This is a genomic window from Serratia sp. JKS296 (assembly GCF_900215445.1).
Taxonomy (GTDB): Bacteria; Pseudomonadota; Gammaproteobacteria; order Enterobacterales; family Enterobacteriaceae; genus Serratia; species Serratia marcescens.
In genome coordinates this window covers 3,286,743-3,313,236 of record NZ_OCMX01000001.1, presented here as the reverse complement: position 1 = coordinate 3,313,236, position 26,494 = coordinate 3,286,743, and the positions used below count along the sequence as shown (strand labels likewise).

20 protein-coding genes are annotated in these 26,494 nt (G+C 61.2%); 11 read left to right on the top strand and 9 right to left on the bottom strand.

The features are described 5' to 3' along the window. The first annotated feature begins 169 nt into the window (after positions 1 to 169). Positions 170 to 1,828, top strand: coding sequence for an ATP-dependent endonuclease (locus CRO23_RS15845; RefSeq protein ID WP_016928338.1), 1,659 nt, complete (start codon positions 170 to 172; stop codon positions 1,826 to 1,828). A 14-nt stretch (positions 1,829 to 1,842) separates the two neighbouring features. On the opposite strand, the gene CRO23_RS15840 is transcribed toward CRO23_RS15845, so the two are convergent. Then, entirely contained in the window at positions 1,843 to 2,796 is a 954-nt protein-coding gene (locus tag CRO23_RS15840) for a VirK/YbjX family protein (RefSeq protein WP_016928337.1), read from the bottom strand. A 194-nt stretch (positions 2,797 to 2,990) separates the two neighbouring features. Here CRO23_RS15840 and macA point away from each other — a divergent pair, with 194 nt between their 5' ends. Together macA and macB are read left to right on the top strand one after the other, a co-directional pair. Beyond that, positions 2,991 to 4,106 (top strand): macrolide transporter subunit MacA, encoded by a 1,116-nt coding sequence (gene macA / locus CRO23_RS15835; protein WP_028127988.1) that lies wholly within the window; start codon positions 2,991 to 2,993, stop codon positions 4,104 to 4,106. Then, on the top strand, positions 4,106 to 6,052 hold the full coding sequence (gene macB / locus CRO23_RS15830; protein ID WP_097102437.1) for a macrolide ABC transporter ATP-binding protein/permease MacB: 1,947 nt from the start codon (positions 4,106 to 4,108) through the stop codon (positions 6,050 to 6,052). The genes macA and macB overlap by 1 nt, the downstream gene beginning before the upstream one ends. 87 nt (positions 6,053 to 6,139) lie before the next feature. Here the strand turns inward: macB and cspD are convergent, their stop codons facing one another. Then, the gene (gene cspD / locus CRO23_RS15825; protein ID WP_004928349.1) at positions 6,140 to 6,361 is read right to left on the bottom strand and encodes a cold shock-like protein CspD; all 222 of its coding nucleotides are present in this window, start codon (positions 6,359 to 6,361) and stop codon (positions 6,140 to 6,142) included. Positions 6,362 to 6,716: 355 nt separating this feature from the next. On the opposite strand from cspD, the gene clpS reads away from it, so the two are divergent. After that, on the top strand, positions 6,717 to 7,037 hold the full coding sequence (clpS, locus tag CRO23_RS15820) for an ATP-dependent Clp protease adapter ClpS (RefSeq protein ID WP_004928347.1): 321 nt from the start codon (positions 6,717 to 6,719) through the stop codon (positions 7,035 to 7,037). A 27-nt stretch (positions 7,038 to 7,064) separates the two neighbouring features. Beyond that, on the top strand, positions 7,065 to 9,344 hold the full coding sequence (gene clpA, locus CRO23_RS15815) for an ATP-dependent Clp protease ATP-binding subunit ClpA (RefSeq protein ID WP_004928343.1): 2,280 nt from the start codon (positions 7,065 to 7,067) through the stop codon (positions 9,342 to 9,344). Positions 9,345 to 9,549: 205 nt separating this feature from the next. On the opposite strand, the gene infA is transcribed toward clpA, so the two are convergent. The 5 genes from infA to trxB form a co-directional block, all read right to left on the bottom strand. After that, positions 9,550 to 9,768 carry a translation initiation factor IF-1 gene (gene infA, locus CRO23_RS15810; protein ID WP_002211347.1) on the bottom strand — a complete coding sequence of 73 codons (219 nt, stop codon included), beginning with the start codon at positions 9,766 to 9,768 and terminating at the stop codon, positions 9,550 to 9,552. 105 nt (positions 9,769 to 9,873) lie between these two features. Next, positions 9,874 to 10,599 carry a leucyl/phenylalanyl-tRNA--protein transferase gene (aat, locus tag CRO23_RS15805; RefSeq protein WP_016928334.1) on the bottom strand — a complete coding sequence of 242 codons (726 nt, stop codon included), beginning with the start codon at positions 10,597 to 10,599 and terminating at the stop codon, positions 9,874 to 9,876. Positions 10,600 to 10,628: 29 nt separating this feature from the next. Then, complete coding sequence (gene cydC, locus CRO23_RS15800; RefSeq protein ID WP_097102436.1) at positions 10,629 to 12,368, bottom strand: heme ABC transporter ATP-binding protein/permease CydC; 1,740 nt, start codon at positions 12,366 to 12,368, stop codon at positions 10,629 to 10,631. A 2-nt stretch (positions 12,369 to 12,370) separates the two neighbouring features. Continuing rightward, the gene (gene cydD / locus CRO23_RS15795) at positions 12,371 to 14,137 is read right to left on the bottom strand and encodes a heme ABC transporter permease/ATP-binding protein CydD (protein ID WP_097102434.1); all 1,767 of its coding nucleotides are present in this window, start codon (positions 14,135 to 14,137) and stop codon (positions 12,371 to 12,373) included. Positions 14,138 to 14,375: 238 nt separating this feature from the next. Beyond that, positions 14,376 to 15,347 (bottom strand): thioredoxin-disulfide reductase, encoded by a 972-nt coding sequence (trxB, locus tag CRO23_RS15790; RefSeq protein ID WP_016928331.1) that lies wholly within the window; start codon positions 15,345 to 15,347, stop codon positions 14,376 to 14,378. A 654-nt stretch (positions 15,348 to 16,001) separates the two neighbouring features. Between trxB and lrp the strand changes: the two genes are divergently transcribed. The 5 genes from lrp (at position 16,002) to serS (ending at position 23,935) form a co-directional block, all read left to right on the top strand. Beyond that, positions 16,002 to 16,496, top strand: coding sequence for a leucine-responsive transcriptional regulator Lrp (gene lrp / locus CRO23_RS15785; protein WP_004928318.1), 495 nt, complete (start codon positions 16,002 to 16,004; stop codon positions 16,494 to 16,496). Positions 16,497 to 16,616: 120 nt separating this feature from the next. After that, positions 16,617 to 20,369 (top strand): DNA translocase FtsK 4TM domain-containing protein, encoded by a 3,753-nt coding sequence (locus tag CRO23_RS15780; RefSeq protein WP_097102432.1) that lies wholly within the window; start codon positions 16,617 to 16,619, stop codon positions 20,367 to 20,369. A 198-nt stretch (positions 20,370 to 20,567) separates the two neighbouring features. Next, positions 20,568 to 21,179, top strand: coding sequence for an outer membrane lipoprotein chaperone LolA (lolA, locus tag CRO23_RS15775; protein ID WP_015377319.1), 612 nt, complete (start codon positions 20,568 to 20,570; stop codon positions 21,177 to 21,179). Positions 21,180 to 21,246: 67 nt separating this feature from the next. After that, on the top strand, positions 21,247 to 22,533 hold the full coding sequence (locus tag CRO23_RS15770) for a replication-associated recombination protein A (RefSeq protein ID WP_176519334.1): 1,287 nt from the start codon (positions 21,247 to 21,249) through the stop codon (positions 22,531 to 22,533). Between the two features lie 109 nt (positions 22,534 to 22,642). Then, a complete protein-coding gene (gene serS, locus CRO23_RS15765) occupies positions 22,643 to 23,935 on the top strand; it encodes a serine--tRNA ligase (RefSeq protein ID WP_016928328.1) in 1,293 nt (430 codons plus the stop codon). Positions 23,936 to 23,988: 53 nt separating this feature from the next. On the opposite strand, the gene CRO23_RS15760 is transcribed toward serS, so the two are convergent. Further along, positions 23,989 to 24,354 (bottom strand): DUF1801 domain-containing protein, encoded by a 366-nt coding sequence (locus CRO23_RS15760; RefSeq protein WP_033640818.1) that lies wholly within the window; start codon positions 24,352 to 24,354, stop codon positions 23,989 to 23,991. Positions 24,355 to 24,517: 163 nt separating this feature from the next. Here CRO23_RS15760 and CRO23_RS15755 point away from each other — a divergent pair, with 163 nt between their 5' ends. Next, a complete protein-coding gene (locus tag CRO23_RS15755; protein ID WP_097102427.1) occupies positions 24,518 to 25,669 on the top strand; it encodes an MFS transporter in 1,152 nt (383 codons plus the stop codon). A gap of 48 nt (positions 25,670 to 25,717) precedes the next feature. Here CRO23_RS15755 and pflA read toward each other — a convergent pair whose 3' ends face one another. Continuing rightward, the gene (gene pflA / locus CRO23_RS15750; RefSeq protein ID WP_031299859.1) at positions 25,718 to 26,458 is read right to left on the bottom strand and encodes a pyruvate formate lyase 1-activating protein; all 741 of its coding nucleotides are present in this window, start codon (positions 26,456 to 26,458) and stop codon (positions 25,718 to 25,720) included. Between the last annotated feature and the right edge of the window lie 36 nt (positions 26,459 to 26,494).

The window sequence follows — 26,494 nt, the reverse complement described above, 5'->3', positions numbered from 1 at the left end:
GAGTTTTGAGGCGCGCCGAACGGCGGCGAGGAGCACACGCTAACCAAAAGCCCGGCCGGAGTAAAGCGGCAGATTTGACGCTGTCCGCTTGACCTGCAAGGGGTTTTTTGACCATGCTCTGTGAAGGTCGCCTCATTGAAGAGGCGACGGCGCGCACGGGAGGCGGCGGATGTTCTTGGAGCGTATCGAAATTGTAGGTTTTCGCGGCATTAATCGGCTGTCGCTGATGCTGGACGACAACACGCTGTTGCTCGGCGAAAACGCCTGGGGTAAATCCAGCCTGCTGGATGCGCTGACGCTGCTGCTGGCGCCGGAGCAGAAGCTGTATCGGTTTGAGGCGCACGATTTCCATTTCCCCCCTGGTGAAGAGTCAGCCAAAGAGCGCCACCTGCAGGTGGTGTTCACCTTCTGCGAAAAAGACATCGGCCATGCGCACCTGCCGCGCTATCGCCACCTGACGCCGCTGTGGGTCAAGGGCGAAGATGGCCTGAGCCGCATTCATTACCGCTGCGAGGGAGAGCTGGCCGACGACGGCACGGTGTGCACCTGGCGCGGTTTTCTCGACGCCGACGGCAACGCCTTTCAACTGCACCATATCGAACAACTGGCCCACGCCATTATCCGGATCCATCCGGTATTGCGCCTGCGCGACGCGCGCTTTATTCGTCGTCTGCGCCCCAGCAGCCTCGGCGATGAACGCAAACCCGATACCCAGGCGCTGGCGCAGCAGTTGGATCAGCTGACGCGCGAGCTGGTGCGCAATCCGCAGAAGCTGACCAACGGTGAGCTGCGCCAGGGGCTGGCGGCGATGCAGCAGCTGCTGGAGCACTATTTCGCCGAGCAGAGTTCGCAGGTGACGCGGCCGCGCCGCCGCGGCGGTGAACCGGAGCAGGACGCCTGGCGCGCGCTGGACGGCATCAACCGCATGGTGGCCGAGCCGAACAGCCGCAGCATGCGCCTGATCCTGCTGGGGATGTTTTCCACCCTGCTGCAGGCCAAGGGCGACGTCAAGCTGGATCCCCATGCCCGGCCGCTGTTGCTGGTGGAGGACCCGGAAACTCGCCTGCACCCGATCATGCTGTCGGTGGCCTGGGGGCTGCTCAATCAGCTGCCGCTGCAGCGCATCACCACCACCAACTCCAGCGAACTGGTGTCGCTGGTGCCGGTGGAGCACGTCTGCCGGCTAGTGCGCGAGTCGGGGCGGGTTGCGACCTACCGTCTCGGGCCGCGCGGGCTGAGCGCCGAAGACGGGCGGCGCATCGCGTTTCACATCCGTTTCAACCGGCCGTCGTCACTGTTCGCCCGTTGCTGGCTGCTGGTGGAAGGCGAGACCGAAGTGTGGCTGCTGAACGAGCTGGCGCGCCAGTGCGGCTATCATTTCGAGGCGGAAGGGGTGAGGGTCATCGAATTCGCCCAGTGCGGCCTGAAGCCGCTGCTGCGCTTCGCCCGCCGCATGGGCATCGAGTGGCATGCGCTGGTGGACGGCGACGAGGCAGGCAAAAAGTACGCCAATACCGTGCGCAGCCTGCTGGACAATCATGAAGACAACGAACGCGATCGGCTGACCGCGCTGCCGGCGCCGGACATGGAGCACTTCATGTTCCGCGAAGGGTTCGGCCCGGTTTATCACCGAATGGCGTCGGTGCCGCTCAACGCGCAGATGCCGGTGCGCAAGGTGATCCTGAAAGCGGTTCACCATTCGTCGAAACCGGATCTGGCGATTGAGGTCGCGATGCAGGCCGGCGAATGGGGCACGGACTCGGTGCCGCCGCTGCTGAAGAAAATGTTCTCACGGGTAATCTGGCTGGCGCGCGGCCGGGCGGACTGACAGCCCGCCGGGCGTCATCGGGCGCAGAAATGCGCCGCCAATTCCTGTTCCAGCGCGTCCAGCAGCTGATAGCGACGGCGATACTCGGCGCGCTTCTTGCTGGCAATCTCTTCGATAGGTTTGCGGGCGATGCGCTCGGGCAGCAGGAAATAGCCGCTGTCGAGCGGTTTGGCGCCCATCGACAGCCAGAACTGATCGTAATCGGCGTGCAGTTGGCCCTTCTTCTTACTCTGGTAACGCCAGTTTTGATAGATATGGGTGGCATTGCCGACGGCTACAATCTGGCGGATGCCGAGATGCCGCGCCAGCGTGCAAATGCCTTCCAGCACCAGCCGTTTAGGGAACAGACCGTGACACTCCTTGGTGGTGTGCTGGATCTCGGCGTGCGGCACCTCATGGTTCGCGCCCTGCAGGCCGCCGATGAACAGCGTCGGCTGCTGCTGATAATGCATCAGCGCAAAGGTGATTTCCGCCAGCATCACGCCGTTGGCGTTGCGCAGCAGCAGCGTGGCTTCCCCTTCCTTATTCAGTTTGTCGATCGCCGCCAGTTCCAGCGCGATCGGCGCTTCGTTTTTGCCCATCGCGCGGGCCAGCACGAAAGGCTGTGGGCCGAGGTGGCCGAGACGCATCTTCAGCGGCATGCGCTGCACGATGAGATCGTAATGATCGCGCAGGGCGAACAGGCATTCGATCTTGCTCATGTTGGCCGCCAGGTAGGGGCGATGCAGCTTGCACGGCAGGTTCGGCTGCGCGCTCAGGATCTCCTCCCGCAGCGGGTTGCTGGCCAGGGTGCTGAGCAGGCCGCTGGTGGTGCGCCAGTTGAGCAGCGAACGGCCGAGAAACTTCAGGCGAAACGAGGTTTTTTTCCAGGCGTTGCTCGGTGCCTTTTCGCCATTGATCAGCGCCGTCATCAGTTGCCAGCCGTTAAGCGGCCGGGCGGAGGCGAGTGGGTAGCTGAGCTGTGACATGATGAAATCCTTGGCTGTGTTGAATGGCGTTATTTCATCAAGGTTTCACTAAACGGGAGTTCAATGCTGAACTGTAACCAGGCGTGTCTCCACATTGTGTTGAGCTAAGGTTTAGTTATTCCCTACGTTGCATGCTAATTTAGCTCCGCCGCCGCAATGGGCGGTTGATATTCACAAGCACAGGCAGGTCCATTTTGACAGGGTTTAAAGGACATAAACGCCGCTGGATACTCGTTCTGGCGGTGATTGCGGCGATTGCCGCGGCGGCCGTTTGGCACTTCCGCCATCCGGCGCCGACCGATTTCAAAACGGTGAAGGTCACAAAACGCGATCTGCAGCAGAACGTGTTGGCGACCGGCCAGCTGGACGCGGTGCGCAAGGTTGACGTCGGCGCGCAGGTCAGCGGGCAGTTGGAAAAACTGTATGTCGAGATCGGCGACAAGGTGAAAAAAGGCCAGTTGCTGGGGGTTATCGATCCGCAACAGGCGCAGAACAGCATTCGCGAAGGCGAGGCGACTCTGCGCGAACTGCATGCGCAACTGCTGCAGGCGCAGGCCGAACAGCAACTGGCGGCGGTCACGCTGCAGCGCAACCAGGCGCTGGCCAGGCTGCAGGCGGTGTCGCGTCAGGATCTGGATCAGGCGGCGACGCAGTTGGCGGTGAAGAAGGCGCAGGTGGGCACCATCAATGCGCAGATCGCGCGGAATCAGGCCAGCCTGGACACCGCCAAGATCAACCTGGCCTACACCCGCATCGAAGCGCCGATGGATGGCGACGTGGTGCAGATCACCACGCTGCAGGGCCAGACGGTGATCGCGGCGCAGCAGGCGCCGAACATTCTGACGCTGGCGGATCTCGGCACCATGCTGGTGAAGGCGCAGGTGTCGGAGGCCGACGTCATTAACCTCAAGCCAGGTCAGAAGGCCTGGTTCACGGTGCTGGGCGATCCGACCCGGCGCTTCGACGGCGTGCTGAAAGACATTCAGCCGACGCCGGAAAAGGTCAACAACGCCATCTTCTATTATGCGCGTTTCGAAGTGCCCAACCCGGAAAGGCTGCTGCGCTTGCAAATGACGGCGCAGGTGCATATTCAGCTGGCCGGCGTCCAGCAGGCGCTGGTGATCCCGCTGGCGGCGCTGGGCGATCAGATCGCCGACAATCGCTACCACGTCTCGGTGTTGAAACAGGGCAAGGAAGAGAAGCGCGAGGTGGCCATCGGCCTGCGCAACAATATCGACGTGCAGATCCTCCGCGGGCTTGAGGCGGGCGATGAGGTGATCGTCAGCCGCGGCGGCGTGGAGGCCGGCTGATGGCGGCGCTGTTGCAGCTGAGCGGCATTCGCCGCAGCTACCGTTCCGGCGAGCAGACGGTCGAGGTGCTGAAGGGGATCAGTCTGAGCATCGACGCCGGTGAAATGGTGGCGATCATGGGGGCTTCCGGCTCCGGCAAATCGACGCTGATGAACATTCTCGGCTGTCTGGACAAGCCGAGCGCCGGCGTGTATCGGGTGGCCGGGCAAGATGTGGCGACGCTGAGCGACGATGCGCTGGCGCAGCTGCGGCGCGAGCATTTCGGCTTTATCTTTCAACGCTACCATCTGCTGCCGCACCTGAGCGCGGCGCACAACGTCGAGGTGCCGGCGGTGTACGCCGGGCTGGGCAAAGCGGCGCGGCGCGAACGGGCGGAGGCGCTGTTGCGGCGGTTGGGGCTGGGGGAGCGCGTCAACTATCGGCCGAGCCAGCTTTCCGGCGGCCAGCAGCAGCGCGTCAGTATCGCCCGCGCGTTGATGAACGGCGGGCAGGTGATCCTGGCGGATGAGCCGACCGGCGCGCTGGACAGCCACTCCGGCGAAGAGGTGATGGCGATCCTCAAACAGCTGTGCGCCCAAGGGCACACGGTGATCCTGGTGACTCACGATCCGGCGGTGGCGCGCCAGGCGGAGCGAATCATCGAGATCCGCGACGGCGAGATCATCGCCGACTCGCGCCCGGCGCCGCCGGAGAGTGTGCAGGCCAATCCGCTGGCGCTGGCCGCAACGGCGCCTTCCTGGCGGCAGATGGGCGACCGTTTCCGCGAGGCGCTGATCATGGCCTGGCGCGCGATGGCGGCCAACAAGATGCGCACCGCGCTGACCATGCTCGGCATCATTATCGGCATCGCCTCGGTGGTGTCGATCCTGGTGATCGGCGACGCCGCCAAGCAGATGGTGCTGGCGGACATCAAATCCATCGGCACCAATACTGTCGATATTTATCCCGGCAAGGATTTCGGCGACGACGATCCGACCTATCGGCAATCGTTGAAATACGGCGATCTCGACGCGCTGCGCGAACAGCCGTACATCAGCGCGCTGTCGCCGAGCATCAGCAGCAGCATGCGGCTGCGCTTGGGCAACGTCGATGCGGCGGCCAACGTCAACGGCGTCAGCGAGCAGTTCTTCCGCGTGTACGGCATGAGCTTTACCCAGGGCGTCGGCATCGATCCGATGCAGGTGCAGGCGCAGGCGCAAACGGTGGTGATCGACGCCAATACCCAACGGCGGCTGTTCCCGCACCAGAAGAACGTGGTGGGGGAAGTTATCCTGGTGGGCAACATGCCGGCGACGGTGGTCGGCGTGGCCAAGGAGAAGCAGTCGATGTTCGGCAGCAGCAAGACGCTGAACGTGTGGGTGCCGTACAGCACCATGGCCAACCGGCTGATGGGCAACAGCTATTTCGACTCGATCACCGTGCGTATCCGTGACGGTTACGACAGCAAGGAAGCGGAACAACAGCTGTCGCGCCTGTTGACGCTGCGCCACGGTAAAAAGGATTTCTTCACCTATAACATGGACAGCCTGGTGCAAACCGCGGAGAAAACCACCCGCACGTTGCAGCTGTTCCTTACGCTGGTGGCGGTGATCTCACTGGTGGTCGGCGGCATCGGCGTGATGAACATCATGCTGGTGTCGGTAACCGAGCGCACGCGCGAGATCGGCATCCGCATGGCGGTGGGCGCGCGTTCCGGCGACGTGTTGCAGCAGTTCCTGATCGAGGCGGTATTGGTCTGCCTGGTGGGGGGCGCGCTGGGGATTACGCTGTCGTTCGCCATCGGCCTGGCGGTGCAGTTGGTGTTGCCGGGTTGGCAGATCAGTTTCCCGCCGGCGGCGTTGCTGAGCGCGTTTCTCTGTTCTACCGGCATCGGCGTGGTGTTCGGCTATCTGCCGGCGCGCAATGCCGCGCGGCTGAATCCGATCGATGCGCTGGCGCGCGAGTAAGTAAAGGGCATAAAAAATGCCAGTCACACGGCGGCTGGCATTTTTATCGCAGTCAGGGGCAAGGCAGCGCGACGCTGCCGGAAGCGTTCAGGACAGCGCCTCGCTTTCCACCGGCACAATAAGACTGGCATGGTTCCCTTTCGGCCCTTGATGCACGTCGAAGCTGACCTGCTGGCCCGCCTTCAACGTTCTGTAACCATCCATCTTGATGGTGGAATAATGCGCGAAAATATCTTCGCCGCCGCCGGCTGGGCAGATGAAGCCAAAGCCTTTGGCGTTGTTAAACCATTTAACAGTACCCGTCTCCATGCTTTTACATCCCTCGCAACGCTATTTTAAGTGAGATGAATAACTGAATTCGCACCCGCCGTGGGCGGGTAGCAGGGTGGACAAGGGGTGGTTAAAAGACCACCAGCCACGAATTTACACTCTAGAGCAAATGATCGGGGCGTCAAGGGATCGGCTTTTGTCGGCGGGGAGCAGTTCACCAAAGTTTGAAGCAGGTAACGCTATTGCCACGATTCAGTCACAATTGGCCCGTTTTTTTGCGCACGTTACAGTGCGGCGGGACGATGCCGAAGATGATAAAATAGTAACTATCCCCACTTTGAATAACCGAAACCTGCCCCCATATCAGAGGGCAGAGCAGAGAAGATGAGCAGCGATGGGCAATAACAACGACTGGCTAAACTTTGAACACTTGGCCGAAGAAAAACAAATCGATGCGGTAAAACCGCCGTCTATGTATAAAGTTATACTTAACAACGACGATTACACACCGATGGAATTTGTGATTGACGTTCTGCAAAAGTTCTTTTCTTATGATATTGAACGCGCAACGCAACTGATGCTCACGGTCCACTATCAAGGCAAGGCGATCTGTGGTGTTTTTACCGCCGAGGTGGCGGAAACCAAAGTCGTCCATGTGAACCGGTACGCAAGGGAGAACGAGCATCCGTTGCTTTGTACGCTGGAAAAAGCCTGAATAAGGCAATCTATTGGGGAGGTGCTTATGCTCAATCAAGAACTGGAACTCAGTCTCAACATGGCTTTCGCCAGGGCGCGTGAGCACAGACACGAGTTTATGACCGTGGAGCACCTGTTGCTGGCGTTGCTGAGCAACCCTGCCGCGCGAGAAGCGCTCGAGGCATGTACGGTGGATCTGGCCGCGTTGCGCCAGGAGCTGGAAGCCTTCATCGAACAAACCACACCGACGCTGCCCGCCGGCGAAGAGGAGCGCGACACTCAGCCGACGCTCAGCTTCCAGCGCGTGTTGCAGCGCGCGGTCTTCCATGTGCAATCTTCCGGCCGCAGCGAAGTGTCCGGCGCCAACGTGTTGGTGGCTATCTTCAGCGAGCAGGAGTCGCAGGCGGCTTATCTGCTGCGCAAGCACGACGTCAGCCGTCTCGACGTGGTGAACTTCATTTCACATGGCACGCGTAAAGACGAGCCGGGCCAAGCGCCGAATGCGGAAAACCCGGTGAACGAAGAGCAGTCCGGAGGGGAAGACCGTATGGAAAACTTCACCACCAACCTCAATCAGTTGGCCCGTGTGGGCGGCATCGATCCGCTGATCGGCCGCGATCGTGAGCTGGAGCGCGCGATTCAGGTGCTGTGCCGCCGTCGTAAAAACAACCCGTTGCTGGTCGGCGAATCCGGCGTGGGCAAGACCGCCATCGCCGAAGGTCTGGCCTGGCGTATCGTGCAGGGCGACGTGCCGGAAGTGATGGCGGACTGCACGCTGTATTCGCTGGATATCGGTTCACTGCTGGCCGGCACCAAATACCGCGGCGACTTCGAGAAACGCTTCAAGGCGCTGCTCAAGCAGCTGGAGCAGGATCAGAACAGCATCCTGTTCATCGATGAAATTCATACCATCATCGGCGCCGGTGCGGCTTCCGGTGGGCAAGTGGATGCCGCCAACCTGATCAAACCGCTGCTGTCGAGCGGCAAGATCCGGGTGATCGGCTCGACCACCTACCAGGAGTTCAGCAACATCTTCGAAAAGGATCGCGCTTTGGCGCGCCGCTTCCAGAAGATCGATATCACCGAACCGACGGCGGAAGAGACCGTTCAGATCATCAACGGCCTGAAGGCCAAGTATGAAGCGCACCACGACGTGCGTTATACCGCCAAGGCGATCCGCGCCGCGGTGGAGCTGTCGGTGAAATACATTAACGATCGCCATCTGCCGGACAAGGCGATCGACGTGATTGACGAGGCGGGCGCCCGCAGCCGGTTGATGCCGGCCAGCAAGCGCAAGAAAACCGTTAACGTGGCCGATATCGAATCCGTGGTGGCGCGTATCGCTCGCATCCCGGAGAAAACCGTGTCGGCCAGCGATCGCGACGTGCTGAGAAACCTGGGCGATCGCTTGAAGATGCTGGTATTCGGCCAGGATCAGGCGATCGAAGCGCTGACCGAAGCGATCAAGATGAGCCGCGCTGGTCTGGGCCACGAGCGCAAGCCGGTCGGTTCCTTCCTGTTCGCCGGGCCGACCGGGGTCGGGAAAACCGAGGTCACCGTTCAGTTGGCCAAGGCGATGGATATCGAGCTGCTGCGTTTCGACATGTCCGAGTACATGGAGCGGCATACCGTCAGCCGCCTGATCGGCGCGCCTCCGGGCTACGTCGGTTACGATCAGGGCGGGCTGCTGACCGATGCGGTGATCAAGCATCCGCATGCGGTGGTGCTGCTCGATGAGATCGAGAAGGCGCACCCGGACGTGTTCAACCTGCTGTTGCAGGTGATGGATAACGGTACGCTGACCGACAACAACGGCCGCAAGGCGGACTTCCGCAATGTGATCCTGGTGATGACCACCAACGCCGGGGTGCGGGAAACCGAACGCAAGTCGATTGGTCTGGTGCAGCAGGACAACAGCACCGACGCGATGGAAGAGATCAAGAAGGTGTTTACGCCGGAATTCCGCAACCGTCTGGACAACATCATCTGGTTCAACCATCTGTCTACCGAGGTGATCCAGCAGGTGGTCGACAAGTTTATCGTCGAACTGCAGGCGCAGCTGGATGCGAAGGGCGTCTCGCTGGAAGTGAGCGACGAAGCGCGCGACTGGCTGTCGGTGAAGGGCTACGACCGTGCGATGGGCGCTCGTCCGATGGCGCGCGTCATGCAGGAAAACCTGAAGAAACCGTTGGCCAACGAGTTGCTGTTCGGTTCGCTGGTGGACGGCGGTTCCGTGAAGGTCGAGCTGGACAAGGACAAGAAACAGCTGACCTACCACTTCCTCAGCGCCGCCAAGCGCAAAGCGGACGAGGGCGCGGTGCACTAAGGCCGCCTTCAGGCAAAGAAAAAGCGATGCTTCGGCATCGCTTTTTTTATGGGTGAGATTCACCGTACAACAGAAACGAGTGAGCCCTCTCAGTTTACCTGCGCACCTGCAACCCGTTGTGTAACGTCGCTGCGGGGGTAAACGGAAAGGGCTCCCGAGGGATTACATCCTCGATGCCGCCAGCGTGTGGCGCGCGGTGAGCCGATTAACGGCTACGGAAGACAATGCGGCCTTTGCTCAGGTCGTACGGGGTCAGCTCAACAGTGACTTTGTCGCCCGTCAGGATGCGGATATAGTTTTTACGCATTTTACCGGAGATGTGTGCGGTTACCACGTGCCCGTTTTCCAATTCAACGCGGAACATGGTGTTCGGCAGCGTATCAAGAACGGTGCCCTGCATTTCAATATTGTCTTCTTTGGCCATCGAATCCTCTAGGTCTAACTACCTTAGTTTTTAACCGGCAAGATAATGCCGAAAAACCCCCATTATGTAAAGATGTGTCGGTGAACATTGCACCGTTTCCACCAATTAGTTTACTGGATAGGGCGGTTCAACCGGCTGTGGGGATATGACTTGCGGCTCCCAGCACGCCGGTGCCAAAGGCCGCCGTTGAAGGGTGCTGAGCTGCTGCAAGAATTGACGGCGCGGAATTTCACGCGCGCCAAGGCGGGCAGTGTGAGCGTTCAGCACCTGGCAGTCAATCAATTCCCCGCCATAAGCGGCAAAATGGCGGCAAAAGGCCATCAATGCGCATTTTGAGGCGTTGGTGACGCGGCTGAACATCGATTCGCCGCAGAACAACGCGCCCTGCGCTACGCCGTACATGCCGCCAACCAGTTGATCATCCTGCCATACCTCCACCGAGTGCGCGTAGCCGAGGCGATGAAGATGTTGATAGGCGCGCTGTACCTCCGGGCCGATCCAGGTGCCTTCATTCGGCCGGTGGGCGCAGGCGGCGATCACCGCGGCGAAGTCGTGATTAAGCGTGATGCGAAACGGATCGTGGCGAAGAAAGCGTTTCAGGCTGCGGTTGAGATGAAACTCGGCCGGGAACAGCACCGCACGCGGATCGGGTGACCACCACAGAATCGCTTCCCCCGGCGAGTACCAGGGGAAGATGCCGCGCTCGTAGGCTGCCAGCAGCCGCGGCGCCGTCAGGTCGCCGCCGATCGCCAGCAGGCCGTTGGGATCGCGCAGGGCGCCCTCAGGCGAGGGAAACGCCAGCGACTGGGGGGAAAGCTTAACGATGCGCATACAGGGTTTCTGCGTCCTCTACGGGCCGATTACGGCGCCAGGTTGCTGATACGGTTGCGAAAGCGGGCATAGCGGCCCTGCTGGCGCATTAGGGCGGCGTGATCGCCCTGTTCGACAATTTGGCCGTCATCCATTACGCAAATGCGGTCGAGATGTTCCAGACCGTACAGGCGGTGCGTCACCAGAATCAGCGTCTTGCCCTGACAATGCCGGCGCAGCAGCGCCAGGATCTGCTGTTCGGTTTCGGCGTCCAGCCCTTCGGTCGGTTCGTCAAGCAGCAGCAGCGGGGCCGGATGCAGCAGCGCGCGGGCGATGCCCAGACGGCGCTGTTCGCCGCCGGACAGCTGCCGGCCGCCTTCGCCGAGCCAGGCGTTCAGCCCGCCGTCGCCGGCCAGCAATTTGCCGAGCCCCACCTGCTGCAGGACGTCACTCAAATGAGCGTCGTCGGCATCCGGTGCGGCCAGCCGCAGGTTTTCCCGCAGCGTATCACTGAAGATATGCACTCGCTGGCTGACGACCGTGGTCATTCGACGCAGGGTGGTTTCATCATAATCCTCCAGCGGTTCGCCGTTGAGCAGAATTTTTCCGCCGTCGGTGCGCCAGGCGCGGGTCAGCAGCTGCAGCAGGGTGGACTTGCCGCAGCCGGTGCGGCCGAGCAAGGCGATGTGTTCGCCGGCCGCCACCTCAAGCGTGACGTCGCGCAGCACCGGCTGCGGCTGATCGGGGTAGGTGAAACTCAGCTGCCGCAGGCTGAGCTGCGCCCGGTCGGCGGCGGCCGGACCGGCGGCGGGGAAGGTGACTTCCGGCTGGCGATCGATGATCTGTTTGACCCGCGTGGCGGAGGCGATCACCTGGCCGAGGTGCTGGAAGGCGCCGGCCACCGGCATCAGCGCTTCGAACGACGCCAGCGCGGCGAAGACAAACAGCGCGATCAGCGCGCCGGGTTGGGTATCGCCGCCGATGCCGGCGGCGGTCAGCCACAGCAGCAGCGTCACTGTCAGCCCGCTGGCGAGGATCATCAGCGCCTGCGCCTTGCCGCTCAGCGAGGCTTGCTGCCACTGGCGGCGTTGCCACAGCTGTTCGGTGGCATTCAGCGTCTGGCGGAAGTCGTTGACGGCGCCGAACACCACCAGCTCCGCCTGCCCCTGCAGCCAGGCGGTCAGGTCGGTGCGGTATTGGCCGCGCAGGGCGGTGAGTTGCCCGCCGATCGGTTTGCCGGCGCGATAGAACACCGGCGGCACCAGCAGCAACAGCAGCAACAGAATGCCGCCCAGCGTCAGGGCGAGCGCAGGATCCAGCCAGCTCAGACCGTAGGTGACCACCAGGATCACCACCGCCGCGCTGATCAGCGGCGAGATCACCCGCAGATAAAGATGATCCAGCGTGTCCACGTCCGCCACCAGGCGGTTGAGCAGGTCGGCCTGGCGGAAACGGGCGATGCCGCCCGGCGTCAGCGGCAGGATCTTGCTGAAGGTGAACACCCGCAGGTGCGACAGCACGCGGAAGGTGGCGTCGTGGCTGACCACGCGCTCGGCGTAGCGCCCGGCGGTGCGGAAGATCGCCGCGCCGCGCACGCCGGCGGCGGGCAGCATGTAGTTGAAGGTCAGCAGACCCGCCAATCCGGCCAGCGAAGAGGCGGCCAGGAACCAGCCGGAGAGCGCCAGCAGGCCGATGCTGGCCAGCAGAGTGACGATCGCCAAAATGATGCCCAGGCTAATCAGCAGGCTATGGCGGCGATACAACGCCAAAAACGGCAGCAACACGCGCATGATTAAAGCTCCCCGCGGCGGTGGGCGATCAGAGTGGCGAACAGGCCCGGCTGAGCGCTGAGGGTGGCGTAATCGCCCTGCTGCACGATACGCCCGTTATCCATCACCCAAATCTGATCGTAGTCTTCGGTATCTTCCAACTGGTGCGTCACCAGCAGGGTGGTTTGCTGATGCGAAGCGGCATTCAACGCCTGCATCACCCGTTGTTCGCTATGGGCATCGAGGCTGGCGGCCGGTTCATCGAGCAGCAGCAAGCGGCGCGGGCCGATCAGCGCCCGGGCGACCGCCACGCGCTGCGCCTGGCCGACCGACAGGCGGGCGGCGTTATCGCCCACTTCGGTGTCGAGCCCCTGCGGCAGATACGGCAACAGCTCGCTGACGTAGGCGTGTTCCACCGCCTGCTGCAGCTGCGTTTCATCGGCCTGCGGGCAGCCCAGCAGGATATTGGCGCGCAAGGTTTGCGCCGGCAGGTGCGGGTTTTGCCCGACCCAGCTCAGCTGCTGCCTCCAGTTCTCTGCGGACAGGTCACGCAGTTCGATGCCGTTGACGGTCAACGATCCACGGTAGGGCAGGAAGCCGAGCAGCAGATTGAGCAGCGAACTTTTGCCGGCGCCGCTCAGCCCGACCAGCGCCACGCGCTGCTGCGGTTGCAGGGTGAAACTCAGCGGCCCGGCCAGCAACACGCCGTTCGGCGACAGAATTTCCAATTCGTTCGCCTGTAGCGTCAGCGGTTGATCGGCGGGCAGCTGCCGCGTGCCGTTGCCCATCTGCTCGCCTTCGGCGCTGAGGAAGGTTTCCAGCGCTTCCGCCGCGCCGACCGCCTGCGCTTTGGCATGGTAGAAGGTGCCGAGATCGCGCAGCGGTTGGAAAAACTCCGGCGCCAGAATCAGCACCAGAAAACCGGAAAACAGCGTTACGCCGAGGCCGTAGCTGCCGAAATTGAGTTCGCCGAGGTAAGAAAAGCCAAAGTACACCGCCACCACGGCGATGGAAATCGAAGCGAAGAATTCCAGCACGCCGGAAGAGAGGAAGGCCATGCGCAGCACTTCCATGGTGCGGCTGCGGAAGTCTTCGGAGGATTTGGCGATCTGCGCGGTTTCGGCCTGCGCGCGGTCGAACAGCCGCAGGGTGTCCAGGCCGCGCAGGCGGTCGAGGAAGTTGCCGCTCAATCGCGCCAGCGCCACGAAGTTGCGGCGGTTGGCGTCGGCGGCCCCCATACCGACCAGCGCCATGAACAGCGGGATCAGCGGCGCGGTCGCCAACAGAATCAAACCGGCGGCCCAATTGATCGGGAAGACGGCGATCAGGATCAGCAGCGGGATGAAGACCGCCAGATACATCTGCGGCAGATAGCGCGAGTAATAGTCCTGCATATCCTCGATCTGCTCGACGATGATGCTGGCCCAACTGCCCGCCGGTTTGCCCTGGATCCAGGCCGGGCCGAGCTGCTGCAGCTTATCCAGCACCTGCTGGCGCATGCGCTGACGGATCACCCGGCCACACAGGAAACCGACCCGCTCCCGCAGCCAGCTCAACAGCGCCCGCAATGCGAACGCGGCGGCCAGCCAGATAAACGAAGGGAGCAGCTGTTCGCGTGGGGTATGTTCGATGATCAGGGCGTGCAGCAGGCTGGCCAGCAGCCACGCCTGCGCCACGATCAGCAGGCCGCTGAACAGCCCCAACAGCATGGAAAGGCGCAGCCAACGCTGCGCCAACGAACTCTGGGTTTTAAGCCAACGGGTTAACTGTTGCTGTCTGGTTTTTTTCATCAGATATGCGTCTGCGTCGCCGGCGCCCGTTTGTTACGGGCTGGGTTAACGTACTGTTAAATAATAGTGTTTGGCGCAATCGGCGACAAACAAGCGAGGTCCCATGTTACCTCGTCACCCGGCAGACTGAAAATAATAAAGCGGCCAAATGTGGCTATAACAGACGCGAGAAGGGGGGCGGAGGGGGGAAACAAAAAAAGCGGCTCGAGAGCCGCTTTTTGCCGATGATGAAAACGTCTTAGCAGACTTCTGCGCCGGCGATGCCGTCCAGGTAACGTTCTGCGTCCAGCGCCGCCATACAGCCGGTGCCGGCGGAAGTGATCGCCTGACGGTAGACGTGATCCATCACGTCGCCTGCGGCGAAGACGCCGGGGATAGTGGTCTGGGTCGCATTGCCGTGAATGCCGGACTGTACCTTGATGTAGCCGTTTTCCAGCTCCAGCTGGCCGCCGAAGATGCCGGTGTTCGGGCTGTGGCCGATAGCGATGAACACGCCGGCCAGTTCCAGTTCACGGGTTTCGTTTTCCGCTTTGGTGCTGCGGATGCGCACGCCGGTCACGCCCATTTCATCGCCCAGCACTTCGTCCAGCGTATGGTCGGTGTGCAACACGATGTTGCCGCTTTTCACTTTTTCCATCAGCCGGTCGATCAGTATCTTCTCTGAGCGGAAGCTGTCGCGACGGTGGATCAGGTGAACCTCGGCGGCGATGTTGGACAGGTACAGCGCTTCTTCAACGGCGGTGTTGCCGCCGCCGACCACCGCGACTTTCTGGTTGCGGTAGAAGAAACCGTCGCAGGTCGCGCAGGCGGAAACGCCTTTGCCCTTGAAGGCGTCTTCGGAAGGCAGGCCAAGGTAGCGGGCGGAGGCGCCGGTCGCGATGATCAGCGCGTCGCAGCTGTATTCGCCGCTGTCGCCGAACAGGCGGAACGGACGCTGCTGCAGATCGACGCTGTTGATATGATCGAAGACGATTTCAGTTTGGAACTTCTCCGCGTGCTCGCGCATGCGCTCCATCAGCGCCGGACCGGTCAGGCCGTCGGCGTCGCCCGGCCAGTTTTCCACTTCGGTGGTGGTGGTCAGCTGGCCGCCTTGCTCCAGACCGGTGATCAGCACCGGATTCAGGTTGGCGCGCGCCGCGTAGACGGCGGCGGTGTAACCGGCCGGGCCGGAGCCCAGAATCAGTAATTTGCTATGTTTAGCCGTGCCCATGAATAACCTCTTTATTCCACAATGGCGGACAATGAAGCCGATTGTAGGGAAAATGGCGCAGTAAAAAAAGCGCCGGGCGACGTTGTTAACGATTTGTATGATAGTTGTCGCCTATTAATGCACCCGCTGTCGGCAAATCGTACGCCGAACGCAGAAATTTACCTTATCAAAGCCGCATTCGGCCGCCGAATCGCCAACCGCGCAAAAACGGCGCATTCTGCGGCTTCAGCCGCTCCCCGCGGGGGTTTATCTGCCAGCGATTCATAACCAAAAATGGGATGCAGACTTTTCGTGACGGTACGTTGTTCTGATTTTGCTTCTTTTACTTTGACAATCCGCTGCGCATTTGCGAAAACATCATAGGAAGAAGAAATTATCCCCGTAACACCAGCAAATCGTACGTATTTGCGCCGCGAGGCGGCAATGCGCGATGGGTGGGCGGAGCAGAGCGCGCAAGCGTTTGCTGATTTTTTCTCGACCTAAACGTCGTTACCTGCGTCGCGCGGGGTTGGACAGACAGGCTGCGCGGCGTGGAATGATGGTAGTGAAGAAGCATATGACAGGCATCGGGTCTTCGCTTGGAACGAACCCTTACACATTGACGTTGGCTAGGGTGTGGCAAGTGCACGGAAGAAAATAAGAGAGACAATAATAATGGCAGACAACAAGAAACGCCCGGGTAAAGATCTTGACCGTATCGACCGCAACATCCTGAATGAGCTGCAGAAGGATGGGCGTATTTCGAACGTCGAGCTTTCGAAGCGCGTGGGGTTATCCCCGACACCATGTTTGGAACGCGTGCGCCGTCTTGAGCGCCAGGGTTTCATTCATGGCTATACCGCATTGCTTAACCCGCATTATCTGGATGCGTCCCTGCTGGTTTTCGTGGAGATCACGCTGAACCGCGGCGCGCCGGATGTGTTTGAGCAATTCAACTCGGCAGTGCAGAAGCTTGAAGAGATTCAGGAGTGTCATCTGGTTTCCGGCGATTTCGACTACCTGTTGAAAACCCGCGTACCGGACATGTCGGCTTACCGCAAATTGCTGGGCGAAACCTTGCTGCGTTTGCCGGGGGTTAACGACACCCGTACCTACGTAGTGATGGAAGAAGTGAAACAGAGTAACCGTCTGGTTATCAAAACACGGTAAGGTGCAGGTGCAAAACCTGATTAAATTGGTTACACTCCTGTTTATTCATACAGTTTCGGCGCCGGGGCAGTTTCTCGGCGCTGTTGCTATGTCAGCTAACAGGAACCTGGAGAGCCTTTCTTGAGCCAGGAATATACAGAAGATAAAGAAGTTACCTTGAAAAGACTCAGCAGTGGCCGGCGTTTGCTGGAAGCTGTGCTTATCGTGGTAGCGATTTTTGCCGTTTACCTCATGGCTGCGCTGGTCAGTTTCAATCCGTCTGACCCAAGCTGGTCGCAGACCGCGTGGCATGAGCCGATTCACAATCTGGGCGGCGGTGTCGGGGCCTGGTTGGCCGATACGCTGTTCTTCACCTTCGGGGTGCTCGCCTACGCGATACCGCCGATCATGCTGGTCTTGTGCTGGGCGGCTTATCGCCAACGCAGCAACAGAGACTACATCGACTATTTCGCGCTTTCCCTGCGCCTGATCGGCACCTTGGCGTTAGTGCTCACCTCCTGCGGGCTGGCGGCGCTGAACGTCGACGATCTCTATTACTTCGCTTCCGGTGGCGTGATCGGCAGCCTGCTGAGCAACGCCATGTTGCCGTGGTTCAACGGCATCGGCGCTACGCTGGCGCTGCTGTGCGTATGGGCGGCGGGGTTGACGCTGTTTACCGGCTGGTCCTGGCTGGTGATCGCCGAGAAGATCGGCGGGGCGGTGTTGGGCGTCGCGACGGTGATGACCAATCGCTCACGTCGCGAAGAGCGCTATTTTGAGGATGACGAGCGTTACGTTGACGACGAGCCTGAGCAGGCAGGGAAGGGCGCCGCCGCAGCGGTTGCCGCGACCGCCGCCGGAGCCGCGGCCGCCGATGACGACGTGCTGTTCTCCGCGCCTTCGGTCACCGAAAGCGCCAAAGCGGCGGCGGAAGACGCCGCCGATCCGTTGCTCAGCGGCCTGCGCGCCGACGATGACGAGCTTGAAGCAGAAGCCGCACCCATCGCGCCGGCGGCTTCGCCTGCACCGGCGGTGAAGGCAGAGATCCACGAGCCCGTTGCTGCGCCGATCGCCGCTCAGGCGCCGTCGGTAACGGTGGCGCCGGCCGCGCCGGCCTCGGTCAATCAGCACCCGGTGAGCGCCCCGGCGCAAGACGCTACGCCGCCGCTGTATTCCTTCGAGATCCCGGAAGAAACGCCTGCGCCTAAGGCGACGCGTCCTGTCGATCCTTATCAGGATGACGATGAGCCGCGCCTTGGCAACTGGCAAGAGCCGGTCGCGCCGCAGCCGCCGGCGCGTTCTCCCTTTGATTTTACCGCCGCACAGCGTGACAGCGTCGACATCGGCAGTTCGAGCGGTTTCAGCGCCACCGGCGCCAAACCGCAGCCGGATACGGCGGCAGCCGCTGCTGCTGCGGGCGTCGCAGCGGCGACCTTTATGCCGGCCTTCACGGCGACCAGTGACGGCAATCCGCAGGTTAAGCAGGGCATCGGCCCTGAGCTGCCGCGGCCGAATCCGGTGCGCATCCCGACCCGTCGCGAACTGGCTTCCTACGGCATCAAGCTGCCTTCACAGCGTGCGGCCGAACAGGAACAGCGCCAGACAGAGGCGGAGCCTCAGCAGCCGGCGGCGGTGAACCCGCAGGACGAAGAGGCGCTACAGGAAGCCGCGCTGCGTCAGGCGTTTGCCGAGCAGCAAAGCCAGCGCTATGGCGAAAGCTACGCGCCTGAGCAACAAGATGACGAGAGCGCATTGCAGGAAGCCGAGCTGAGCAAGGCGTTTGCCGAGCAGCAGCACCAACGCTACGGCGAAGGCTATCAACAGGACGACGAAGAGGCGCAGCAAGAGGCCGCGCTGCGCCAGGCGTTTGCCGAGCAGCAGCAGGCGCGCTACGGCCAGCAAGCATCTGCTCCGCAGGCGCCGGCCGCCAGCCCGATCGATACCCGCAATGCTTTCAGCTTCTCGCCGATGGCGGATCTGGTGGACGATGGCCCGAGCGAGCCGATGTTCACGCTGTCCCCGCAGCTTGAAGAGCGCATTGAACAGCAAAGCGAGCAAGAGGACGATGTGCCGTTCGGTCAGTTTGAGCCGGCGGCGCCGGCTGCCCAACCTCAGCAATCGCACCCGCAGCCTCAACAATACCAGCAGCCGCAGCAACAGCAGCATCAACAGCCGTCGCAGCAGCAATATCAGCAGCCGCAGCAACAGCAGTATCAACAGCCGTCGCAGCAGCAATATCAGCAGCCGCAGCAACAGCAGTATCAACAGCCGTCGCAGCAGCAATATCAGCAGCCACAGCAACCGGCGCAGCAGCAGCCTCAGCAAGCTCAGGCAGAGCAACATCCTGCGATGGACAGTCTGATTCACCCGTTCCTGATGCGCAACGATCAGCCGCTGCAGAAGCCGACCACGCCGCTGCCGACGCTGGATCTGTTGACCGAGGCGCCGAAAGAGGTGGAGCCGGTCGATTCCTTCGCGCTGGAACAGAAGGCGCGCTTGGTGGAGGCCAGCCTGGCCGATTACCGCGTGAAAGCCGACGTGGTGGACATCCTGCCGGGGCCGGTCATCACCCGCTTCGAGCTGGATCTGGCGCCGGGCGTTAAAGCGGCGCGCATTTCCAACCTGTCGCGCGATCTGGCGCGCTCGCTGTCGACTTCGGCGGTGCGCGTGGTGGAAGTGATCCCCGGCAAGCCTTATGTCGGTCTGGAGCTGCCGAACGCCAAACGGCAAACGGTGTATCTGCGTGAAGTGCTGGATTGCCCTGCTTTCCGTGACAATCCGTCGCCGCTGTCCATCGTATTGGGTAAAGACATCTCCGGCGAACCGGTCGTGGCCGATCTGGGCAAAATGCCGCACTTGCTGGTCGCCGGTACCACCGGTTCCGGTAAGTCGGTCGGGGTCAACGCCATGATCCTGAGCATCTTGTATAAGGCCACGCCGAAAGAAGTGCGCTTTATCATGATCGACCCGAAAATGCTGGAACTGTCGGTTTACGAAGGCATTCCACACCTGTTGACCGACGTGGTCACCGACATGAAAGACGCCGCCAACGCGCTGCGCTGGTGCGTGGGTGAAATGGAACGCCGCTACAAGCTGATGTCTGCCCTGGGCGTGCGTAACCTGGCCGGCTACAACGAGCGCGTCGATCAGGCCGAAGCGATGGGGCGTCCGATCCCGGATCCATTCTGGAAGCCGACCGACAGCATGGACATCACGCCGCCGGTGTTGGAGAAAGAGCCGTACATCGTGGTGATGGTCGACGAATTCGCCGATCTGATCATGACGGTCGGCAAGAAGGTCGAAGAGCTGATCGCTCGCCTGGCGCAGAAAGCGCGTGCGGCGGGCATCCATCTGGTGCTGGCGACCCAGCGTCCGTCGGTGGATGTGATCACCGGCCTGATCAAGGCCAACATTCCGACGCGCATCGCCTTTACCGTGTCGAGCAAGATCGACTCCCGCACCATCCTCGATCAGGGGGGCGCCGAGTCCTTGCTGGGTATGGGTGACATGCTCTATCTGGCGCCGAACTCCTCGATCCCGGTGCGCGTGCATGGCGCATTCGTGCGCGATCAGGAAGTGCACGCGGTGGTCAAGGATTGGAAAGCGCGCGAGCGGCCCCAATATAAAGAGGGCATTCTCAGCGGCGGCGAAGACGGCGAGGGCGGTGCCGGTGGCGGGATGGACGGCGACGAAGAGCTGGATCCGTTGTTTGACCAGGCGGTGGATTTCGTGGTGGATAAACGCCGCGCCTCCATCTCCGGCGTACAGCGCCAGTTCCGCATCGGCTATAACCGCGCGGCGCGCATCATCGAACAGATGGAGGCGCAGGGCATCGTCAGCGAGCAGGGGCATAACGGCAACCGCGAGGTGCTGGCGCCGCCGCGGCACGATTGATGGTCGCTTAGCCATTGCAATTTAATAAGAAAGGGCCGCTTAAGCGGCCCTTGTGCAAAGAAGCGTAAACCCGTTTCTTCTCGGAACATTGGCCTACCGGCCGATCGCCGGCTTCAGGTAAAGTAACGGGAGTAAAGGGTTGATTGACCCGCACGGCGTCGCCCTGCGGTTAACGCATTTCATAAGGTATCTGGAATAATGAAAAAACTGTTAGTTGCCTGCTGTCTGCTTTCGGGATTCGCTTCTACCTCCGTGCTGGCCGACGCCGCACAGGATCTGCAAAGTCGCCTGGCGAAGGTGAACAGTTTCCACGCCAGCTTCTCGCAAACCGTGACCAGCGCCGAAGGCGCCGCGGTGCAACAGGGTGAAGGCGAGCTGTGGGTGAAGCGGCCGAACCTGTTCAACTGGCACATGACGTCACCCGATGAGAGCGTGCTGGTCTCCGATGGTCAAACCCTGTGGTTTTACAACCCGTTCGTCGAGCAGGTGACGGCGACCTGGTTGAAGAACGCCACCGGCAATACGCCGTTTATGCTGATTACCCGCAATAATGCCAGCGACTGGAAACAGTACAACGTGAAGCAAAAGGGCGATGATTTTGAATTAACGCCGAAATCCGCCAGCGGCAACCTGAAGCAATTCGCCATCAGCGTGACCAACAGCGGCACCATCCGCAGCTTCGCCGCGGTGGAGCAGGATGGCCAGCGTAGTGCTTATACGCTGAAAAGCCAGCAGAACGTCGCCGCCGATCCGGCCAAATTCAAATTTACCCCGCCGAAGGGGGTGACGCTGGACGACCAGCGCCAGTGAGGTGCAAGTGAGTAATAATCTGTCGCTCGATTTTTCCCAGAACGAGTTCCAGCCGTTGGCCGCGCGCATGCGGCCGACCACGCTGGCGCAGTATATCGGCCAGCAACACCTGCTGGCCGCCGGCAAGCCGCTGCCGCGCGCCATTGAGGCCGGGCAACTGCACTCGATGATTTTATGGGGGCCGCCGGGCACCGGGAAGACGACGTTGGCAGAGCTGATCGGCCGTTATGGCCAGGCGGATGTCGAACGGATCTCTGCCGTGACCTCCGGCATCAAGGAGATCCGCGAGGCGATTGAGCGGGCGCGGCAAAACCGCGACGCCGGCCGCCGCACCATCCTGTTCGTCGACGAAGTGCACCGCTTTAACAAAAGCCAGCAGGACGCTTTCCTGCCACATATCGAAGACGGCACCATCACCTTTATCGGCGCCACCACCGAAAACCCGTCGTTCGAACTGAACTCGGCGCTGTTGTCCCGCGCCCGCGTTTACCTGCTGAAGGCGCTGACCGCCGAAGATATCGGCCAGGTGCTGGATCAGGCGATGAGCGACAAGGCGCGCGGCTTTGGCAATCAGAACGTCGAGCTGCCCGCGGAAACGCGCCGCCTGCTGTCGGAGTTGGTGGGCGGCGATGCGCGCCGGGCGCTGAACAGCCTGGAAATGATGGCGGACATGGCGGAGATCGATGCCAAAGGCGTGCGGGTGCTGACGCCGGAGTTGCTGAAAGAGGTGTCGGGCGAGCGCAGCGCGCGCTTCGACAACAAGGGCGATCGTTATTACGACCTGATTTCCGCGCTGCATAAATCAGTGCGCGGTTCGGCGCCGGACGCCGCGCTGTACTGGTATGCGCGCATCATTACCGCCGGCGGCGATCCGCTCTATGTGGCGCGCCGTCTGTTGGCGATTGCCTCTGAAGACGTGGGCAACGCCGATCCGCGCGGCATGCAGGTGGCGATCGCCGCCTGGGATTGCTTCACCCGCGTGGGGCCGGCCGAGGGCGAACGCGCCATCGCGCAGGCGATTGTTTACCTGGCCTGCGCGCCGAAAAGCAATGCGGTTTACACCGCGTTCAAGGCCGCCATGCGCGATGCCAAAGAGCAGGCCGATTATGACGTGCCGGAGCACATGCGCAACGCGCCGACCAAGCTGATGAAGGAGATGGGGCTGGGGGCGGAATACCGTTACGCCCACGACGAACCCAACGCCTACGCCGCCGGCGAGAACTATTTCCCGCCCGAAATGGCCCATACGCGCTACTACCAACCGACCTCGCGCGGGCTGGAAGGGAAAATCGGCGAAAAGTTGGCATGGCTGGCTGAGCAGGATCAAAATAGCCCGACAAAACGCTACCGCTAGCGTGGCCGTTGCGGTAAGGTTAGCGGGTATCACTCTTCTTTTATGCGGCTATAAATCAGCCGCATAGAACAACAACACTTCTTTCAATAACAACAAGCACAGGATTAGCATGCTCGATCCCAATCTGCTGCGTAATGAGCTAGACGCAGTCGCCGTCAAACTGGCTCGCCGAGGCTTTAAACTCGATCTGGATCTGCTGCGTTCGCAGGAAGAACGCCGCAAAGTTCTGCAGGTAGAAACTGAAACGCTGCAAGCGGAACGCAACTCCCGATCGAAATCCATCGGCGCGGCCAAAGCGCGTGGGGAAGACATCGAGCCGCTGCGTCGCGAAGTGAACGAGCTGGGTGACAAGCTGGATGCCGCCAAGGCGGCGCTGGATGCGCTGCAAAGCGAGATCCGCGATTACGCTCTGACGCTGCCTAACCTGCCGGACGACGCGGTGCCGGATGGTAAAGACGACAGCGAAAACCTGGAAGTCACCCGCTGGGGCGAACCGCGCCAGTACGACTTCGCGGTGCGCGATCACGTCGATCTGGGCGAAATGGCCGGCGGGCTGGATTTTGCCGCCGCGGTTAAGCTGACCGGTTCGCGTTTCGTGGTCATGAAAGGGCAAATCGCCCGCATGCACCGCGCGCTGTCCCAGTTCATGCTGGATCTGCACACCGAGCAGCACGGCTACCTGGAGGCCTACGTACCTTATTTGGTCAACCACGCCACGCTGTATGGCACCGGCCAACTGCCGAAGTTCGGCGAAGATCTGTTCCATACCCGCCCGCTGGAAGAAGAAGCCGACAGCAGCAACTACGCGCTGATCCCAACGGCGGAAGTGCCGCTGACCAACCTGGTGCGCGACGAGATCGTGGAAGAGGAAACTCTGCCGCTGAAGATGACCGCGCACACGCCATGCTTCCGTGCGGAAGCCGGTTCTTACGGTCGCGATACCCGCGGTTTGATCCGCATGCACCAGTTCGACAAGGTCGAGATGGTGCAGATCGTCCGTCCGGAAGATTCGATGGATGCCCTGGAAGAGCTGACCGGCCACGCGGAAAAAGTGCTGCAGCTGCTGAACCTGCCTTACCGCAAAGTGCTGCTGTGCACCGGCGATATGGGCTTCGGCGCATGCAAGACCTACGATCTGGAAGTGTGGCTGCCGGCGCAGAACACCTACCGCGAGATCTCGTCCTGCTCCAACATGTGGGACTTCCAGGCGCGTCGCATGCAGGCGCGTTGCCGCAGCAAGGCCGACAAGAAGCCGCGTCTGGTTCACACGCTGAACGGCTCCGGCCTGGCGGTCGGCCGCACGCTGGTGGCGGTGCTGGAAAACTACCAGCAGGCCGACGGTCGCATTCAGGTGCCTGAAGTGCTGCGTCCTTATATGGGCGGCCTGGAATACATCGGCTAAACGGCAAGCTACGAGAAAAAAGCGCCTGCGGGCGCTTTTTTTATGTCGAGAATTCAGTCTGTCGCCAGCGCGTAGGCCTGTTTAATGTAGTCTGCCAGATGCTTGCTTTTCACCTCGGCGAGCGAGTGGAGCTTGATGTGCCGCCGATATTGGCCGTTGCCTTCAAGTTGCTGATAGCGATCTTCCAGTCGGTGCCCTTGGCCGAATTCCACCGTGACGTGACTGCGGTAGGCGAAAACGCCGCAGAAAAATTGAGTATGCGAGAACATGATGCCGCCGTATTTGACCGATTCGGTGACGCCACTGCCGCTCGCCGTGGCGACCCGGCGCACCTGTTGTACGATCTCCAGCAGCTCGCCGTGCGTGCTGCCGATGTCTGCCAGCAAGGTCTCGACCGCCGCATTATTTGCCTGACTCATCTCGCTTCTCCGTCGTTAAATCCGCTCTGCGCTGAGCATAGCGCTTTTTCAGCCGCTTAGCCGGAAACAAATCGTGCGCTGGAATGATAAGAGGCGATTGACTTTTTTATCGCCAGTGGCATGATGCGCGCACTCTCATTGCGCGTTCGGTCACAATTTCACTATGTCCGCATACTCCCGCCCAGTGCTCCTATTGCTCTGCGGCCTTTTGCTGCTCACGGTATCCATTGCCGTTTTGAATACGTTAGTGCCGCTTTGGTTAACCCATGCCCAGCTGTCAACCTGGCAGGTGGGCATGGTCAGCTCCTCTTATTTCAGCGGCAACCTGTTGGGCACGTTGGTGGCGGGCAGACTGATCCAGCGCGTCGGCTTTACCCGCAGCTATCATCTTTCTTGTCTGGTGTTCGCCGCGGCGACCGCCGGCATGGTGCTGTCGATCGATTTCTGGAGCTGGCTGGGCTGGCGCTTCTTCGCCGGCGTCGGTTGCGCCTGGATCTGGGTGATCGTGGAGAGCGCGCTGTTGCGCAGCGGTAACCTGAGCAACCGTGGCCAGCTGCTGGCGGCCTATATGATTGTCTATTACCTCGGTACGGTGACCGGCCAATTGCTGTTGAGCATGACCTCGACCGAATTGCTGCACGTGGTGCCGTGGGTGACCGCCATTGTGATCAGCGCGATGTTGCCAATGCTGTTCGCGCGGGTCAACCGCCATGAAGACGAGCCGCAGCAGGCGGCAGTATGGACAATGTTGAGACGCCGCAGCGCGCGCCTCGGCATCAACGGCTGCATCATCTCCGGCATCGTGCTCGGTTCGCTGTATGGCCTGATGCCGCTGTATCTCTCCCATCAGGGCATGAGTGACGCCAACGTGGGTTACTGGATGGCGCTGCTGGTCAGCTCCGGCATCGTCGGGCAATGGCCGGTCGGGCGCCTGGCCGATCGTTACGGGCGCCTGCTGGTGCTGCGCATTCAGGTGTTCGTGGTGATCCTCGCCAGCGTGGCGATGCTCGGCAACTACGCCATGGCGCCTTGGCTGTTCATCCTCGGCTGCGCCGGCTTTACCCTGTATCCGGTGGCGATGTCCTGGGCCTGTGAGAAGGCAATGCCGCACGAACTGGTGGCGATGAACCAGGCGCTGCTGATGAGTTACACCATCGGCAGCCTGCTGGGCCCATCGATGACGGCGCTGCTGATGCAGAACTATTCCGATCGCGTGCTGTTTGTGATGATCGCCGCCGTGGCGCTGGTTTACCTGCTGATGCTGCTGAAAAAGCAGAAGCCGGATCGCCATCACACGCCGTTCGCCGCCGCCTGAGCATAAAAAAACCGGCCATGAGCCGGTTTTTCTTTTGGCGTGCGCCAATCAGTAAATCACTTTGTGGCCGTAGCTTTCCAGGATGCCTTTGACGCGATCCATGGTCTCGGCCTTCGGCGGATGTACGCCGTCCAGTTTGTACTCTTCCCCCATCGCTATCCATTTGTGCTTGCCCAGCTCGTGGTAAGGCAGCAGCTCGATTTTCTCGATGTTGGTCATGTCTTTGGTGAACTCGCCCAGCAGGTGCGCCGATTTATCGTCGTCTGACCAGCCCGGCACCACCACGTAACGGATCCAGGTGCGCTGGTTGCGTTTCGCCAGATAGCGGGCGAATTCCAGCGTGCGGTGGTTGGAGACGCCGACCAGATTCTGGTGGATCTCGTCGTTCATCTGTTTCAGATCCAGCATCACCAGATCGGTGGTGTCCAGCAATTCGTCGATCACCGGATCGTAGCGGCGCACGAAGCCATTGGTGTCCAGGCAGGTGTTGATGCCTTCGGCATGGCAGGCGCGGAACCAGTCGCGCACGAATTCAGCCTGCAGGATCGCCTCGCCGCCGGACGCGGTCACGCCACCGCCGGAAGCGTTCATGAAGTGGCGGTAGGCCACCGCGTCTTTCATCAGCTCTTCGACGGTCACTTCTTTGCCGCCGTGGGTGTCCCAGGTGTCACGGTTATGGCAATAGAGGCAGCGCATCAGGCAGCCCTGGAAGAAGACGATAAAGCGGATCCCGGGCCCATCGACGGTGCCGCAGGATTCGAAGGAGTGGATGCGACCAGTTACTGACATTGCGGGGTTTTCTCCAATATGGACTGTCAAACGCAG